Consider the following 16,379-nt stretch of genomic DNA (forward strand, 5'->3'; position numbering starts at 1 on the left):
CGCTCTTTTTCGAATTATTAATGTGCCTGTAAATGTTTTGTAAACCTATACAAATGAAAAAGTTAGAGCGTAAAGCCATAGATCCGCTTCTTTACGGCTTCATTTTTTATGCCTTCATAGCGGCTGTATAATTCAATTAATTTGCTCAGATCCTTTTCTGATTCTATTTTTTTTCCTTTTTGCGGACTTACTATTTGAGCTGCATTATTGCTTAGGGCATCTACTTTGGTTGCAAACCAGGTGGTGCTGTATCGTGGAATGGCCAATCCCAGGATCATTCCGGGCAAGCCGCTAAATCCTTCTGGTCCGCCTTTAAGTAAAATCTCATCGGTATAAAATGCCACAACATAAATAGTGTCCTGAATTCTTCCTATGGCTTTGCGGCATTCATATCCAGAAATGGTCCTGATCTCATCCATGATCTTCCAATCAATGTGTGGTATGGTATCATTAAGCAGGTAATCTTCACCAATTATGGTTTTCTTTAAGACCCTGGTCCGGCTGCTGTAATCGCTGTACAATTGGTTAGCAGAACTTTCAGAAAAATAAATGGCACTACTTTCATTAAAGCTGAGTTCCCAGCTGCTGATCTGATACTTTTTTATTTTCTCCCTGGTTTCATCAGACAGGTTCCAGCCTGCGAGGTTTCGCTGCAGGTTTACTTTTTTTTCGAAGGTTATTTTACCTGTTGGAATAAAGAGCTGCTGGCCGCAAAGTCTGGACGAACTGCTGCAGAAAAATATCATGAAGATCAAAACGGGTATTCTATTTGCCATTTTTGCCAGATTTTCTCATGAAATTACCACTTAAATTCCAATTAACTCCAATAAGTATATAACGCGGGATATAGCTAAATGTGTTTTCGGTAATGATATTTCCACCAACAAACCTGCTGTAACCTATTTTTTGGTTCAGGATATCGGTTACGGAAACCTTAATTTCCAGGGATTCGCTTTTTAACAGCTTGGTCGACAGATAACTATTCCAGATGGCAATGTTTAGATCCCGGTCAAAGGACGCGTTTGCGGGCCGGAAAGATAAGGATACAGTGGTATTAAATTCCAGGCGGTACGGAAGCTGGATGGTTCCGGAGAATTCATGATCGTGCATCAGGCTATTGCCATCATTAATGTCGCCAATTGATGATCTTCCATTTAAAAAAGTAGCAGAAGGGCTATAGCTTAGGTCTATGTAAGCAGTATAATAGTTAAATGTTGTTCTTAAGTTATATTGTGTATTTCTGATCTTGTTCTTTGTAAAATTGATAATGGCTATGTTATTGGAATTGTTAAATCCAAGATCAAAGCCCATTCTTAAATTAAGTTTTGCAAATCCTTTAGAATAATAGATGCTTCCGGAGGTTGTATTGTTTCCGTCGAGGTTGGTGAAGCTAAAGATCCGCTTGTTAAAGTCGTCTACAATTTCTGTGTTTACGATCGCATTATTTGTAAAACCATAATTGAAATATCCGGAAATGTATTCATCAGACTTGAATTGATAGCTGTTGTATGACAGGCCGAAATTATTGGAGAAAGAAGGGCGGAGTGATGAATTTCCTATAATTTGATACAATGGATTATTAAGCTGCCTTACCGGCTGAAGTTGGGTGATCCCTGGCTGCATCATAAAACCATTATAGTTTACAGAGATGCTGCTGTTTGCATTTAATTTATAGAACAGGTTTGCATTTGGGGCTAAGTTTAAATAATTGCGCTCAAAATCTATCTGGCTGTCTAAATCCCTAAGCTCGAAATTTGTTTGCGTAGCTTCCATTCCGGTGGATATGGAAAAATCCCTTACCTTATATTGGAAGACCATTTTGCCGACATTAGAGAAATTGATGAATTTAAAGTTGTTGCTTAATGAATCTATTTTCCGGATGCCATTATCTGATACGAACCGGTAACTGGTTGTAGCCATGGTTTTAAAACTATAGCCGGCTTCCATGGTCCAGTTTTTAGCCAGTGGTTCTGTATAGCTGATGCGGGCTGCAATGGAATTTTGTCCGCTGAAATTTTCCTTTTGCAGGTTAATATATTCCGCATTCTTGAGATCGCCATTGTCATCAAAGTATTTCGTACGGTTTATATTTTGTTCTGTATTGTCTGCCAGCTGACGTTCGGGTTGAATGTCGATTGACAGGGTACGTCCTTTTTTATTAAAGCGCCTGGACCAGTTGATATTTCCATTATAGGTTTCCCCCTTTCCAGATCCAATGGTAGACTGGTTATTTTGGCTGATGAATAGTCCGGCTCCATTTTTTGTGTCATCGAGTGTAAATGCATCTGTATTTACCCGGGTCTGTTTTAGTCCAAAGGAAATTTTAAGTGCGGATAAGGAATCTAATGCATAGCTGTAACTGCCTCTTAAACTTTCGCCGGTACTGTGGGAATGTGCCTGGTTTCTGCCGGAACTGAAAAAGATAGCTCCATTTGGCAGCAATTCCTTTGTATTTGTAGTGCTTGTGTTGATGTTGTTATAGTCAAAGCTTTTAAAGTTTGACTTGATGGCCATTTTATTATTGTTAAATCGGTTTGACAGATGAGCACCGAGATTCAGGTTTTCTGGCAGTCCGCCGGTAGGGGCATTGTCATCATCGTCATCTTCTACTCCATATGCATATAATATAGAGCTTCCATCGTCACCAACCTCAATGGCATCGTATTCTTCACCTTTCAGTTTTCTAACGGAATTGTTGATCCTGGATTCGTTATTGAGGTTTGAAAAACTGCCAAACAGAGCAGCCTTAAGTTTGTTTTTAAAAACACCAAGCATGCCTCCATAATCCTTAAAATCCGGACTTCCTGCATTGGCATCCAAAGCGCTTAAGTACCCGTTCTTTGCATCCTCCTTTAGCTTGATATTGATGGTTTTATTCCGAACACCATCGTCGATCCCACTCAGGTCTGCATATTTGCTTTTGCGGTCATATACCTGAACTTCTTCAACCGCATTTGCCTTCAGGTATTTTGTGGCCAGGAGCGGATCGTCCCCAAAAAACTCATCACCATCAACCAGTACGGTCCGGATCTCTTTACCCTGCGATTTGATCCGTCCGTTTTTATCAATTATAAATCCCGGAAGCCGCTTCAAAAGTTCCTGTAAATTGGCATTTGGCCTTACAGCGAAGCTGTCTGCCTGAAAAACGAGGGTGTCACCTTTGAGTTGTACGGGTTTTTTTGCCTTAATGATGACCTCTTTTAGGAGTTTGGCTTTCAGCTCCATGATTATTTTTCCAAGATGTATTGCTGTGGAGTCCGAAAGGCTTACATTCCGTATGTAATCGGCCATTTTTGGATAGGTAACCAGTACTTTATAATCTCCTTTAGTCAGGTTGTTTAATTCGAACCTGCCCTCTGTATTGGTCCGCGCAGTCCGGACCAGAACTGAGTCTGCCGACCGGATGAGCAGGATTGAACTGTTCGCTAATTTTCTTTGTAAAAGGGTGTCTGTTACTATTCCTTTTATACTCGCTTTTTGTGCAGAAGCCAGGGTGCTTGCAAATAAAAGCAGGAATAAAAAGGGCACTCTTAAAAACATAATTACCGGTAATACTATGGAGATACTAAAATAACAGATAAGAATTAGGATATAAAAAAAATGCCTGGAAATTTCCAGGCACTTTATAAAAGTATATTTGGTTAGAATATTAAAGGTTGTTACGAATCGTTTTGAATGTGCTTCATAATGTTTCGTTATATAAACATAGGACTTAATTTGAAAATATCATAATATTATTTGTAACTTTTTTCTGTAAAAGAAAAGAAATACGTTTTAGCAAGGACGTTAACCATGATTTCAAAAGAAAAAAAAATTGATAATTTTAATGAATAAATTATCATTTACAGCAATTGTAATAAGTTTTCGTTTTTTTCTGTTGAACAGACCAGGCGATATAGATTTTATTTTCTTTCCCAAGTCTATAAATAAACCCGTTTAGCTGGGTTTGTTTTAGTTCTGCAAAAAATAGTTTGTCTGGTACGTACTGATCTGGTTGTTCCTGTTCGGTAACTGCGGGTTCCATGAAATTTTCATCGTCAAAAAAACGGGCTGCTTCATCACTGATAAATTTAACCTGGTTATTTTTTTTAGTCAGGTCTATTGTTGCGTCGTAATTTTTAAACAGGTCGGTCGCTTTGATGCTGATGTTGTAGATCTCTTTACCTTCAAATGAGGTGATGGTAAATAACAAAGTCATTTTTTTGGGTTCATCGCCAATCAGCTTCAGCTTAAATGTGTCTGCTTTTAGGGAGTCACTAAACGGTTTGATGACTGTTTTTTCCAGATCATTTGTTAATGTCTCCTTAGGATTTCCATTGCGGCTGCAGGCTGCTAAAATGCCTGAAAAGATCAATAAATAAACAACTATATGTTTCATAGGGCATGATTTATCTTCTTTAGGTCTTCCGGTGTATCAATCGCAATGGTCTCGATATCGGTGATCCTGATGCTGATGCTAAAGCCGTTCTCGATCCAGCGCAGCTGTTCCAGGCTTTCCGCAATTTCGAGCGTAGCCGGTGGAAGCTTTGTGATTGCAGAAAGTGCTTCTTTGGTATAGCCATAGATTCCAATGTGTTTGTAAAACTGGTGCTTGCTTAACCACAGTGCTTCTGCAGCATTTCTGATATGGGGAATGGTTTGTCTGCTAAAATAAATGGCCTCCTGCCTGGAATTAATTAAGACCTTTGGGATATTGGTATTAAATAATTCTTCATTGGAGTGAATTTCTTTGATGAGTGTGGCCAGTTGGGTGTCCTTGTGATTAAAACAGGATGCTACCAGGTCAATTTGCGTTGGATCTATATATGGTTCATCACCCTGTATATTGATGAATGCGTCATATCCGGGTGTTCTTTCGGCGACTTCTGCGCATCGGTCGGTGCCGCTTAAATGATCGGATGCGGTGATGATATAAGATCCTCCAAAATCTTTAACTTCTGCTGCAATCCGTTCATCGTCAGTTGCAATGATCACATTGGCCAGGCTCTCTGCTTTACACGCTTGTTCATATACCCTTCGGATCATGCTTTTACCATTGATCTGCACGAGCGGTTTACCCGGGAAGCGGGTAGATGCGTATCGTGCTGGTATGATTCCGAGGATCTTCATTTAAAATAAACCGTTTATTTCTGTTTCTATTGCATGTATGATGGCACCCAGATCTTCCGGATTATTGGTGAAGTCTAGTTTATCCTTATCGAGGATCAGCAATTTTCCAAGTTTATAATCTTTAATCCAGGCTTCATATTTTTCATTCAGCTTGGACAAATAGTCGATGCGGATGCTGGCTTCATATTCACGGCCCCTGCGCTGTATGTTACTAACCAATGTGGGTACTGACGCACGAAGGTAAACCAACAGGTCTGGCGGCTTAATGAAAGAAGTGATATTCGCAAAGATCGCTTTATAGTTTTGATGGTCCCTGCTGGTCATCAAACCCATTTCATGAAGGTTGTCTGCAAATATATGTGCATCTTCATAAATGGTCCTGTCCTGGATCACGTTCCTGTTAAAATTCTCAATGTCTACAATCTGCTGAAAACGGCTGTTTAAAAAGTAGATCTGCAGGTTAAAGCTCCACCTTTTCATATCGCTGTAAAAATCTTCCAGATATGGATTGTTCTCTACCGCTTCATAAAGTGCTTCCCAGGCATAATGTTTTGCAAGGAGAGTTGTTAATGTAGTTTTTCCAGCGCCTATGTTTCCAACTATTGCTATGTGCATATTATATTTATGATTAAGGTAGGGATTTTAGTTTAAATGTTAAAATGGTTTAAATCCGATTAAAGATCTAACCTCTTTAATGGTTCTTTGTGCACTTTCCCTTGCTTTTAATGCGCCATGTTTAGCAACCTGACGCAGGTAGTTGTCGTCTTTTGACAGTTCTTCTATTTTTTCGCGGATTGGCGTATTGAATACGATCATATCTTCTGCAAGCTGCTTCTTTAAATCGCCGTAACGGATGGCTACTTTGTTGTACTGTTCATCAAAATGGGAAATGGTATCTGCGGATGAAACGATTGACATCAGGTCGAACAGGTTTTGTATCGCTTCTGGCTTAGCCTGGTTTTCTGCTGTTGGTCCGCTATCGGTTACAGCCCTGGATACTTTCTTACGGATAATTTCCGGACTGTCTGATAAATATATACAGTTTCCATCACCGTCAGACTTACTCATTTTTCCTTTACCTTCCAATCCTGGTACTTTTACCAGGTTTTGTGCATAATTAAATGCAAATGGTTCTGGGAAATAATCTGAATTGTACAAACGGTTAAACCGGTTGCCAAATGTACGTGTCATTTCCAGGTGCTGTTCCTGATCTTTTCCAACGGGTACTTTGGTGGCCTTATGGATCAAAATATCAGCGGCCATTAATGACGGATAGGTTAGGAGACCTGCATTTACATTGTCTGGCTGCGAACGTATCTTATCTTTAAATGAAGTACTGCGTTCAAGTTCTCCCATGTAGGCATTCATATTCAGGTATAAATATAGTTCGGCTACTTCCGGAACATCAGACTGGATATAAATGGTTGTTTCTTCAGGGTCTATTCCGCAGGCCAGGTATTCTACCAGTACATGCTTTACATATCCGTGCAAATCCTGTGGAGTAGGGTGGGTGGTTAGCGAATGAAGGTCTGCGATAAAAAAATAGCAGTTGTAATCATACTGCATTTTTACAAAATTGGTTACTGCACCAAAATAATTTCCTAAGTGTAATTTTCCTGTCGGACGTATGCCACTAACTACAGTTTCTTTCATGAGGCCGAAATTAATAAAAATCCCCATTTTAATAGTTATCATTCTATTTTTTGTAGTTTTGATTTTAATGAACAAGCTATTTAGGAAACTGCACCGCATTTATGCGCTATTTGTAATCCTTGTCTTATCCGCTCTATTTTACCCTTTTTATTATTTAGCTTCCAGAAAGCCCTCCAGGTATTCGCTTTTAAACCAACTGCGCAAATTACACAGTATACTATGCAGTTCCCTCATTGGTGTTTTCTTCGACCTCAATTACGAAGTGCCTTTAGAACCCGGTAAAACCTATATCTATTGTGCCAACCATACGTCCAATTTAGATATCATGGTGCTGTGCATCATTGCAAAAGGCCGTTTTCATTTTATGGGTAAAGATGAATTGCTGAATAACCCTGTACTAAAGCTTTTCTTTAAGACCATAGATGTTCCGGTAAACCGGGATAGTAAAATCTCTGCATTCCGGGCTTTTAAAAAGGTTGGGGAAAATCTGGAAAATGGAATGAGCCTGATCATTTTTCCTGAAGGTGGTATTGATGATGCCCAATATCCTCCGCATATGATCCCCTTTAAGAATGGTCCATTCAGACTGGCCATTGAAAAGAAGATTCCGATTGTGGCGATCAGTCTGGCAGATGTTTGGAAAAAAATGTGGGATGACGGTTCTGTACATGGTACAAGCCCCGGAATTTGTAAGATCTATATTCATAAACCTATTGATACAGAAAATTTGGTTACTGATGATTCAGATTTGTTAAAAGACCGTATTTTTGACCTCATAAATAGTAAACTTGCTTATAAATGATTATAGATAAACAAACCATTCATAAAGTTGCTGATCTGGCAAGGATCGCCATTGAAGATAAAGAAGTGGATACCCTGATTGCCGACATGAATAAGATCCTTACTTTTATGGAGAAGCTGAATGAATTGGATACCACTGGTGTAGCTCCCCTGGTTTACATGAATGCAGAAGAAAATATTTGGCGTGAAGATCAGGTTAAACAAGAAATTACGGTAGAGAATGCATTAAAGAATGCGGCAAAGCACAATGAGCAATTCTTTTTCGTTCCTAAGATCATAGAAAAATAGACTGGTGTGTAACATTCAGATCAGGGTAACTGTCTAAAAGAAAAAAGCCATGGAGAAAGCGTTAATTAATATTAAAGATATAGGCCGTAAATACGTTATTGGTTCTGAAGTGATCCATGCTTTAAAATCTGTTTCCCTGGATATTCATAAAGGTGAGTTTGTAGCCTTAATGGGACCATCCGGATCAGGAAAATCTACGTTAATGAATATTTTAGGTTGTCTGGATACGCCCAGTAAGGGTGACTATGTGCTGAACGGGATCAATGTGAGCCAGATGACAGATAATGAACTTGCCGAAGTACGCAATAAGGAGATTGGGTTTGTTTTTCAGACCTTTAATCTTTTACCCCGTTCTACTTCGTTGGATAATGTAGCCTTACCGCTTATTTATGCTGGTGCCAATAAAAAGGAACGTGATGAACGCGCTCAAAAGGCTTTGGAAAATGTAGGGCTGGGCAATCGTGTTACCCACAAACCCAATGAACTCTCAGGTGGTCAGCGTCAGCGTGTCGCGGTGGCCAGGGCATTGATCAATAACCCATCCATCATACTGGCAGATGAGCCAACGGGTAACCTGGACACCAAGACCTCTATTGAGATCATGGGCCTTTTGGAAGAGATCCATAGTAAAGGGAATACCATTATCCTGGTAACCCACGAAGAAGATATTGCACAGCATGCGCACCGCATTGTCCGGATGCGTGATGGTCTGATCGAGAAGGATTATCTGAATACCGATATTAAAATGGTATCTCCCCGTTTATCCAACCTGGAAAAAAAAGGAAGTGATTTCGAGAAAATAGTGTAAATTCCTTCATGAAAATATACACTAAGACTGGTGATAAGGGATTAACCTCTTTGATTGGTGGTACCCGTGTTCCTAAGTTTCATTTACGGATTGAATGTTATGGTACTGTTGATGAATTAAATTCCTATATCGGTTTAATCTCCTGTCAGGAGATTGATGTGCATTACCAGAAGATGCTTAAAGAAATTCAGGACCGTTTATTTACTGTTGGTGCTTCTTTAGCTGCTGATCCGGAAAAGTCGAGGATGAAGATCCCGGACCTTCACGATAGCGATATCTCTTTATTAGAGCAGGAGATGGATGATATGAACGACAAATTGCCTCCACTGACTAATTTCGTGCTTCCTGGTGGTAATACGGTGGTTTCTTACTGTCATATTGCGCGCTGCATTTGCCGCAGGGCAGAGCGGCTGACCGTTGAACTGGCGAACGAAAGCTTTGTTGACGGAAAGATGACGATCTATTTGAATCGTTTAAGTGATTATTTGTTTGTTTTGGGGCGCAAACTTTGTCTGGATTTAAAAACGGAAGAAATTATATGGACGCCGCGCCTTTAATCAGAAGCGGTATGTTAATAACGAAAAATAGTGGAAAAAAAAGTTTGTTTTGCTCAGGTTTTTTAATATACTTTTGCGGAAATGAATTTTAGAAATTAAGTATAAATAATATGTATTGGACATTAGAACTCGCATCGCACTTGGAAGACGCTCCATGGCCTGCAACAAAAGATGAATTAATTGATTATGGTATAAGATCAGGAGCTCCTGTAGAGGTGATCGAAAATTTACAGGCTCTGGAAGATGACGGTGAACCCTATGAAACGATAGAGGAGATCTGGCCTGATTATCCTACTAAGGACGACTTCTTCTTTAATGAGGACGAATATTAACCGTAATAACTAAAAAGCTTCATTTAATGAAGCTTTTTTATTTTTGGAACGATGATTGTTTAGCTAATGTCATGGAAGTGTTTACACGACCTATAAATTATCTATCTAAAAACATATTCTAAAAAATTAAACGTTATGGGAAATCTACTTTATCTTGTTGCCGTAGTCTTAGTAATACTATGGGTTATTGGCTTCTTTTTTCAAGGCTTCGGTCCGAATGTTGGTGGTTTGATCCACATTCTATTGGTTATTGCTGTTATCGCAATTATACTTAAAGTCATTAACAGGGCTGCTTAGTATATTGATCCTCATAAAAAGGCGTTATTGTTTATTCAGTAACGCCTTTTTTTATTAAGATTGATGCGATCTCCAAATCCTCCGGATACGTGATCTTTATATTTTCCCGTGCCCCTTCTATGGTATTGATCTCATAGCCTGCATATTCCGCTACTGAGGCATCATCTGTAAATTCTGACCGGTAGGGGGTCTGGTAAGCTGCTCTTAATACATCAATACGGAAGGTCTGAGGTGTTTGTACCAGGATCAGATCTGTTCTGCTTATGGCTACCGTGGGTTGTACAGCAATGTTTCTTATAGAATCTGTAGGCGTAATGCCAACAATACAATTCCCTTTCTCCTCTGCTACCTTAAAGGATTCCAGGATCAATGCCGGACTGATCAATGGCCTCACTGCATCGTGTACAGCTACAACGCCATTCCCTTCTATGGCATCTAAACCATTCTTTACCGAATGGTACCTTTGCGCTCCTCCATTAATTATACGGTGCGGAACCTCAAAATTGTATTTTTGGCACAATTCTTTCCAATAGCCCTGCTGGTGTATATTTAGGACTAAAAGTATGTCAGGATTTAATACACATTGATGAAAAGCTTCAATCGTATGCATCAGTACCGGTCTGCCATTTAATAATAAGAATTGTTTTGCAACCGTAGTGTTCATCCTGTTTCCGGAACCACCGGCAACTAAAATGGCATAATACTTCATAGATCGTTTTGCTTTTAAACAAAAATAGGAGATTAAAACCGTTAACGGCTTATAATCTCCTATCAAAATAAATTATTCGGATTAGATGATCAGCATGGCATCACCATAGCTGTAAAAGCGATATTTCTCTTTTAATGCAACTTCATATGCATTTCTTACATAATCATATCCGCCAAATGCACTTACCATCATCAATAAGGTTGATTCTGGTGTGTGGAAATTGGTGATCATTGAATTGGCAATGCTGAAATCATACGGAGGGAAGATGAACTTACTGGTCCAGTCGTTAGCAGGTTTAAGCGTTCTGTTTGATGAAACCGCTGATTCAATCGCACGCATCGACGTTGTTCCTACCGCACAGATCTTTCTTTTATCTGCGATGGCCTTATTTACGATGTCTGCATCTTTCTGCTCAATAATGTATTGTTCTGAATCCATCTTGTGCTTGGTTAAGTCTTCAACCTCTACAGATCTGAATGTTCCTAATCCTACGTGTAACGTTACTTCGGCAAATTCAACGCCTTTTAATTCCAGGCGTTTCATCAATTCGCGGCTAAAGTGTAATCCGGCTGTTGGAGCTGCAACTGCACCTTCATGTTTCGCGAAAATGGTTTGGTAACGTTCTTTATCCTGAGCTGTTGCCTTACGTTTGATGTATTTAGGCAGTGGTGTTTCTCCTAATATTTCTATATTTTTTCTGAATTCTTCATCAGTACCATCAAACAGGAAACGAATGGTACGTCCGCGTGAAGTGGTATTGTCTACAACCTCTGCTACCAACAGATCGTCATCACCAAAATATAACTTATTACCTACACGAATCTTACGTGCCGGATCTACCAAAACATCCCATAAGCGTAATTCTTTATTCAGTTCACGCAATAAAAAGACTTCAATTGTTGCACCTGTTTTTTCTTTATTTCCGTATAAACGGGCAGGAAAAACTTTGGTATTGTTCAATATCATTACATCCTTGTCATCAAAATAACTCAAAACATCCTTGAATATTTTATGTTCTATTTTGCCACTATCTTTATGTAAAACCATTAAACGGGCCTCGTCTCTGTTTTCTGAAGGATTGTTGGCAACTAGTGATTCAGGTAAATTAAACTTAAATTGAGATAACTTCATATTTTTCGATGTGATAATTAAGGGCGCAAATTTACAAAATATAATCTTCTTTTTTATAATTAACTTATTTGCATTGTGTAGCAACAATTATATTACGTTTTGGTGTAACCTTTATGGCTATTTTTGGTCTAAAACCTAATTATGATTATTCTCAGACTTATAGGCGAAAGTTTTCGGTTTGCATCTGATGCACTTCGCCAAAATAAACTTCGCACCATGCTTTCCTTACTGGGGATAACCATCGGTATTTTTACAATCATATTTGTTTTTTCTGCTGTTGATACCCTTAGAAATAAGCTTCAATCCAGCATTGACAAACTGGGCTCTAAGACGGTATTCATCGAAAAATGGCCTTGGGGTGGTTTTGGGGATTATCCGTGGTGGAAATATGTAAACCGGCCTGAGCCTTCCTTAAGGGATTATAATTTGTTGAAAGACCGCCTGGAATATGCCCAGGGTGTTTCTTTTGAAGCATCTACCAGCGGCAGGACCGTAAAATATAGAAGTAACTCCGTTGAAGGTGCCAACATTCGTGCAGTTTCTCAGGATTTTGATAAAACATGGAACCTTGATTTTGAAGATGGCCGCTACTTTACAGAGAACGAAAGCCGCTCCGGATCTCCCGTCGTTATTCTTGGTGCCGAAATAGCCGACGGCTTATTTAGCGGTAACTCCGCCATCGGTAAATCCATTACCGTTATGGGCAGAAGACTGACCGTTGTAGGCGTTTTCAAGAAAGAAGGGGAAGATATGATGGGTATGTCGCAGGATAAGAATATCATTATGCCGCTTAACTTTGCCAAAGGTATCATGGATGTTGAAAGTGAACGTTATGGCCCTACCATTACCGTTAGGGGATATGAACACATCGCGCTCGAAGAAATTGAAAGTGAGATCCGCGGTGCGATGCGCTCCATCAGAAGGATTACCCCAAGTGCCGAAGAAGATTTTGCACTCAATAAAAGTACCATCGCCTCTAACCAGCTCGATCAGATGTTTGGCATGGTTAACATTGGCGGCTGGATCATTGGTGGTTTCTCCATCCTCGTTGGTGGCTTTGGTATTGCCAACATCATGTTCGTATCCGTTAAAGAACGTACCAACATTATAGGTATACAAAAATCACTGGGTGCGAAGAATTATTTTATCCTGCTTCAGTTCCTGTTTGAATCCGTAGCTCTTTGCCTGCTTGGTGGGTTTTTTGGCCTGCTTCTCGTTTATTTGCTGACTCTTGGATTGACATATGGTGCTGGTTTTGAAATGACCCTGTTTATGAATAATGTCGTTCTGGGTATCGGGATTTCTGTCGCTATTGGAATGATATCTGGGTTTTGGCCGGCATATGCGGCGTCGAGGCTGGATCCTGTAGAAGCAATTCGCTCCTAATATCCCTCCGCTCTGCTCTTTAAAAATGAGCATTACTGCTCAAAGGCGGGAATAATCCCGATGAAGGATCGGGATGAATCCTATGCCTTTTCACAGAACGCACATTTTTAAAGAAATGTCGTATTGGTATAAACTCGCTAGACCTTGTTAGGAGGATATAAAAAAACGAGGTTCCAAAAGGAACCTCGTTTTTTTTATTTGCAGGATGCTTAGGTGATTACTTTTGCAGGGTGCATAGGTGATTACCTTGCAGGATGCTTAGGTGATTACTTTTGCAGGGTGCTTAGGTGATTACTTTGCAGGATGCTTAGGTGATTACCTTGCAGGATGCTTAGGTAATTACTTTTGCAGGATGCTTAGGTGATTACTTAGGTTATTCTTTGCAGGTTGCTTAGGTAATTAGTTAAGTTTTGCAAGGGCTGTTTTAATTCTTGAAACGGCATCTCTTAAAGTTTCTTCTGCAGCTGCGTAAGAGATACGGATACAATCTTCATTTCCGAATGCTTCTCCTGTAACTGTTGAAACATGTGCTTCATTAAGCAGGTATAGGGAAAGATCTTCAGCGGTATGGATCGTTTGATCGCCATTGCGTTTTCCGAAGTATGATTTGATCTCTGGGAAGAAATAGAAAGCTCCGTCCGGAAGATTTACTTTTACACCCGGAATTTCTTGTAACAGACCGTAAACGATATCCCTGCGTTTTTTGAATTCTGCTACCATCTCATTTACAGTGGCTAATCCACCTTCGTAAGCAGCCAAAGCGGCACGCTGGGCAATTGAAGAAGTACCTGATGTAATTTGTCCCTGCATTTTGTCGCATGCATTGGCGATCTCTTTATTCGCGGCCATATAACCAACTCTCCAGCCTGTCATTGCATAAGATTTAGAGAATCCGTTAATCAGGATCACACGGTCTTTAATGGAATCAAACTCAGCGATTGAAGCATGTTTTCCAACAAAGTTGATGTGCTCGTAGATCTCATCTGAAATGATATATATGTTTGGATGTTTTTCGAACACGGTAACCAGCGATGCCAATTCTTCGTTGCTGTATACAGACCCGGTTGGATTGCATGGTGAAGAGAACATGAATAGCTTGGTTTTAGGCGTAATTGCTGCTTCAAGCTCTGCTGCTGTAATTTTAAAATCGTTTTCTACTGTTGCATTGATGAATACCGATTCACCGTCTGCCAGTTTGATCATTTCTGAGTATGATACCCAGTATGGTGTGGGTACAATAACTTCCTCTCCCGGATCTACCAGGCACATTACGGCATTGGCCAACGATTGCTTAGCTCCCGTAGAAACTACGATCTGGTCAAAATTATAAGTTAAATTGTTTTCCCTTAATAATTTTTCTGCTACTGCCTTTCTTAAGTCAAGGTATCCTGAAACTGGCGTGTAGTAAGAATAGTTCTCATCTACAGCTGTTTTTGCTGCTTCCTTAACAAATTCAGGAGTGAAAAAGTCTGGCTCACCAAAACTTAAGTTAATAACGTCTATCCCTTTTGCGGATAGTTCTCTGCCCAACTTAGCCATTTTAATGGTTTGTGACTCAGATAGGTTGTTGATTCTTTTGGATAAAAATGTCATAATATTTTATGCGAAGGCAAATATAATTTTGTGCGAACGCAAATATATGAACCTCACCGAATTAAAAACTAAAAAAAATACTTTTTAATGTAATTCAAGTGTTAAAACGTATTTTTGCGTGCTAAACAGTAAAACTTGCATCCTAAGAAAAAAGCAATTCTCCTCGCACTATGCATCAGCGTATTGCTCATGCTTGCCAAATTTATTGCCTATTTCATCACCCATTCCAATGCAATTCTTACCGATGCTTTAGAAAGCATCGTGAACGTACTGGCTAGTGGCTTTGCGTTTTACAGCATCTATCTGGCTACTTTACCCAAAGATACCAACCACCCTTACGGACATGGTAAAGTTGAATTCTTCTCTGCTTTTTTAGAAGGTACCCTGATCGGTATAGCCGGCATCATCATCATCCTTAAATCTGGCTACGACCTGCTCTATCCGAAACCCATCTTTCAGCTGTTTGAAGGTGCCACAATCATTGGCGCCACAGGGATTGTTAACCTTATTGTCGGTTATTTTCTGATTAAAACAGGAAAAGAACACCGCTCCCTTACACTTGAAGCGGATGGTAAACACCTGCTGACGGATGCAGTAACCAGTGCCGGACTGGTTGCTGGTGTCATCTTAATCCAGCTTACAAAGATCTACTGGCTGGATAGCATCGTGTCTATTCTATTGGGCCTGTATATCATTTACAATGGTTACCAGCTAACCCGGCATTCGGTAGGAGGGTTGATGGATGAGAGCAATACAGCTCTCGTTAATTCAATCATCGAAATAATGCAGCAGAACCGCAAAGATCCATGGATCGATGTACACAACCTGAGGGCACAGCAATATGGTGCCGATCTGCATATTGACTGCCACATTACACTGCCATATTATTTTGACCTGAATGAAGTGCACCAGGAGATATCTGGGATCGACAAAATGATCAATGGACATACAGAACATAAAACGGAATTGTTTATTCATGCCGACCCTTGTCTGCCCGCCTGCTGTAATTACTGTAAAATGAAACTTTGTCCTGTTCGGCAGGAACCTTTCCGCGCTGAGATTAAATGGGATATAAATAATGCGACTAAAAACCAAAAACACTTTGACCAATGAGTTATTTTAATGTAAGGGTTTACGGCCTTTTGATCAATAAAGACAATCAGCTTTTGGTTAGTGATGAACAATCTGGCGGAAGGTCCTTTATTAAATTTCCCGGTGGTGGACTGGAGCTTGGCGAAGGCTTGAGGGATGCTTTAAAACGGGAGTTCATGGAAGAATGTAATGCCGAAATTGAAGTGGATTCCCATTTCTATACTACTGACTTTTACGAGCAATCTTCTTTTAATGACAGCCAGATCCTGAGTATTTATTATCTGGTTAAGGAGATTGAACCCTTGCTGCTCAACTTTAAAACCGTTGTATTCGACTTTGATGAGCATACATTGCAGTCGTTTAGATGGATTGATATGAAGGATTTATCTACCGACGATGTTACTTTTAAGACGGATAAGACTGTTGTTGAATTGTTGCTGAAACAATATAATTTGCAGGGTTAGCTGGCAGGGTAATTTTTTTGTCCGGGCTATGCAGAGAATGATTTGAATCATTTATAAAGACAGGGATATTTAAATTGAGATCATTTATTTTCATTGTAATTGATCTTTTACCAAGGCTAAGCATAGGTTGATTTTGAATCATTTATAAAGACGGAGATA

The 16,379-nt window shown here is 39.7% G+C and carries 18 protein-coding genes; 9 read left to right on the forward strand and 9 right to left on the reverse strand.

Annotated features, from left to right (window positions below; all coding sequences use genetic code 11):
- Window positions 1-62: 62 nt before the first annotated feature.
- From ATK78_RS01070 to trpS, 6 genes are all read right to left on the reverse strand, one after another.
- Window positions 63-776: a GLPGLI family protein gene (locus tag ATK78_RS01070; protein WP_243732399.1), complete on the reverse strand. Its 714-nt coding sequence runs from the start codon at window positions 774-776 to the stop codon at window positions 63-65.
- Entirely contained in the window at window positions 766-3,540 is a 2,775-nt protein-coding gene (locus ATK78_RS01075) for a TonB-dependent receptor (RefSeq protein WP_133574216.1), read from the reverse strand. Before ATK78_RS01075 ends, ATK78_RS01070 begins: the two co-directional genes overlap by 11 nt.
- A 298-nt stretch (window positions 3,541-3,838) precedes the next feature.
- Complete coding sequence (locus tag ATK78_RS01080) at window positions 3,839-4,378, reverse strand: hypothetical protein (RefSeq protein ID WP_133574217.1); 540 nt, start codon at window positions 4,376-4,378, stop codon at window positions 3,839-3,841.
- Entirely contained in the window at window positions 4,375-5,109 is a 735-nt protein-coding gene (gene kdsB, locus ATK78_RS01085) for a 3-deoxy-manno-octulosonate cytidylyltransferase (RefSeq protein ID WP_133574218.1), read from the reverse strand. The genes ATK78_RS01080 and kdsB overlap by 4 nt, the downstream gene beginning before the upstream one ends.
- On the reverse strand, window positions 5,110-5,724 hold the full coding sequence (locus ATK78_RS01090) for a deoxynucleoside kinase (protein WP_133574219.1): 615 nt from the start codon (window positions 5,722-5,724) through the stop codon (window positions 5,110-5,112). It lies immediately after the preceding gene.
- Window positions 5,725-5,763: 39 nt separating this feature from the next.
- Window positions 5,764-6,762: a tryptophan--tRNA ligase gene (trpS, locus tag ATK78_RS01095; RefSeq protein WP_133574220.1), complete on the reverse strand. Its 999-nt coding sequence runs from the start codon at window positions 6,760-6,762 to the stop codon at window positions 5,764-5,766.
- A 67-nt stretch (window positions 6,763-6,829) separates the two neighbouring features.
- On the opposite strand from trpS, the gene ATK78_RS01100 reads away from it, so the two are divergent.
- The 6 genes from ATK78_RS01100 to ATK78_RS01125 all read left to right on the forward strand — a co-directional run bounded on the left by ATK78_RS01100 (window position 6,830) and on the right by ATK78_RS01125 (window position 9,845).
- Complete coding sequence (locus ATK78_RS01100) at window positions 6,830-7,564, forward strand: lysophospholipid acyltransferase family protein (RefSeq protein WP_133574221.1); 735 nt, start codon at window positions 6,830-6,832, stop codon at window positions 7,562-7,564.
- Window positions 7,561-7,851 (forward strand): Asp-tRNA(Asn)/Glu-tRNA(Gln) amidotransferase subunit GatC, encoded by a 291-nt coding sequence (gene gatC / locus ATK78_RS01105; protein WP_133574222.1) that lies wholly within the window; start codon window positions 7,561-7,563, stop codon window positions 7,849-7,851. Before ATK78_RS01100 ends, gatC begins: the two co-directional genes overlap by 4 nt.
- A gap of 49 nt (window positions 7,852-7,900) precedes the next feature.
- On the forward strand, window positions 7,901-8,659 hold the full coding sequence (locus ATK78_RS01110) for an ABC transporter ATP-binding protein (RefSeq protein ID WP_133574223.1): 759 nt from the start codon (window positions 7,901-7,903) through the stop codon (window positions 8,657-8,659).
- 8 nt (window positions 8,660-8,667) lie between these two features.
- The gene (locus tag ATK78_RS01115; RefSeq protein ID WP_133574224.1) at window positions 8,668-9,216 is read left to right on the forward strand and encodes a cob(I)yrinic acid a,c-diamide adenosyltransferase; all 549 of its coding nucleotides are present in this window, start codon (window positions 8,668-8,670) and stop codon (window positions 9,214-9,216) included.
- A 110-nt stretch (window positions 9,217-9,326) separates the two neighbouring features.
- On the forward strand, window positions 9,327-9,548 hold the full coding sequence (locus ATK78_RS01120; RefSeq protein WP_008240955.1) for a DUF2795 domain-containing protein: 222 nt from the start codon (window positions 9,327-9,329) through the stop codon (window positions 9,546-9,548).
- 135 nt (window positions 9,549-9,683) lie between these two features.
- A complete protein-coding gene (locus ATK78_RS01125; RefSeq protein WP_131596424.1) occupies window positions 9,684-9,845 on the forward strand; it encodes a lmo0937 family membrane protein in 162 nt (53 codons plus the stop codon).
- A 31-nt stretch (window positions 9,846-9,876) separates the two neighbouring features.
- Here the strand turns inward: ATK78_RS01125 and ATK78_RS01130 are convergent, their stop codons facing one another.
- Entirely contained in the window at window positions 9,877-10,554 is a 678-nt protein-coding gene (locus tag ATK78_RS01130; protein ID WP_133574225.1) for a 2-C-methyl-D-erythritol 4-phosphate cytidylyltransferase, read from the reverse strand.
- An 81-nt stretch (window positions 10,555-10,635) separates the two neighbouring features.
- Window positions 10,636-11,685 carry a tRNA preQ1(34) S-adenosylmethionine ribosyltransferase-isomerase QueA gene (gene queA / locus ATK78_RS01135; RefSeq protein ID WP_133574226.1) on the reverse strand — a complete coding sequence of 350 codons (1,050 nt, stop codon included), beginning with the start codon at window positions 11,683-11,685 and terminating at the stop codon, window positions 10,636-10,638.
- Between the two features lie 141 nt (window positions 11,686-11,826).
- Here queA and ATK78_RS01140 point away from each other — a divergent pair, with 141 nt between their 5' ends.
- Window positions 11,827-13,071 (forward strand): ABC transporter permease, encoded by a 1,245-nt coding sequence (locus ATK78_RS01140; protein WP_133574227.1) that lies wholly within the window; start codon window positions 11,827-11,829, stop codon window positions 13,069-13,071.
- A 399-nt stretch (window positions 13,072-13,470) separates the two neighbouring features.
- Here ATK78_RS01140 and ATK78_RS01145 read toward each other — a convergent pair whose 3' ends face one another.
- Window positions 13,471-14,664, reverse strand: a complete 1,194-nt coding sequence (locus tag ATK78_RS01145) for a pyridoxal phosphate-dependent aminotransferase (RefSeq protein WP_208112281.1) — start codon at window positions 14,662-14,664, stop codon at window positions 13,471-13,473.
- A 189-nt stretch (window positions 14,665-14,853) separates the two neighbouring features.
- Between ATK78_RS01145 and ATK78_RS01150 the strand changes: the two genes are divergently transcribed.
- Window positions 14,854-15,777 carry a cation diffusion facilitator family transporter gene (locus ATK78_RS01150; RefSeq protein ID WP_394346935.1) on the forward strand — a complete coding sequence of 308 codons (924 nt, stop codon included), beginning with the start codon at window positions 14,854-14,856 and terminating at the stop codon, window positions 15,775-15,777.
- Window positions 15,774-16,220: an NUDIX domain-containing protein gene (locus ATK78_RS01155; RefSeq protein WP_133574229.1), complete on the forward strand. Its 447-nt coding sequence runs from the start codon at window positions 15,774-15,776 to the stop codon at window positions 16,218-16,220. The genes ATK78_RS01150 and ATK78_RS01155 overlap by 4 nt, the downstream gene beginning before the upstream one ends.
- The last annotated feature ends 159 nt before the right edge of the window (window positions 16,221-16,379 follow it).

It is taken from the genome of Pedobacter metabolipauper (assembly GCF_004362715.1).
GTDB classification, from domain to species: Bacteria; Bacteroidota; Bacteroidia; order Sphingobacteriales; family Sphingobacteriaceae; genus Pedobacter; species Pedobacter metabolipauper.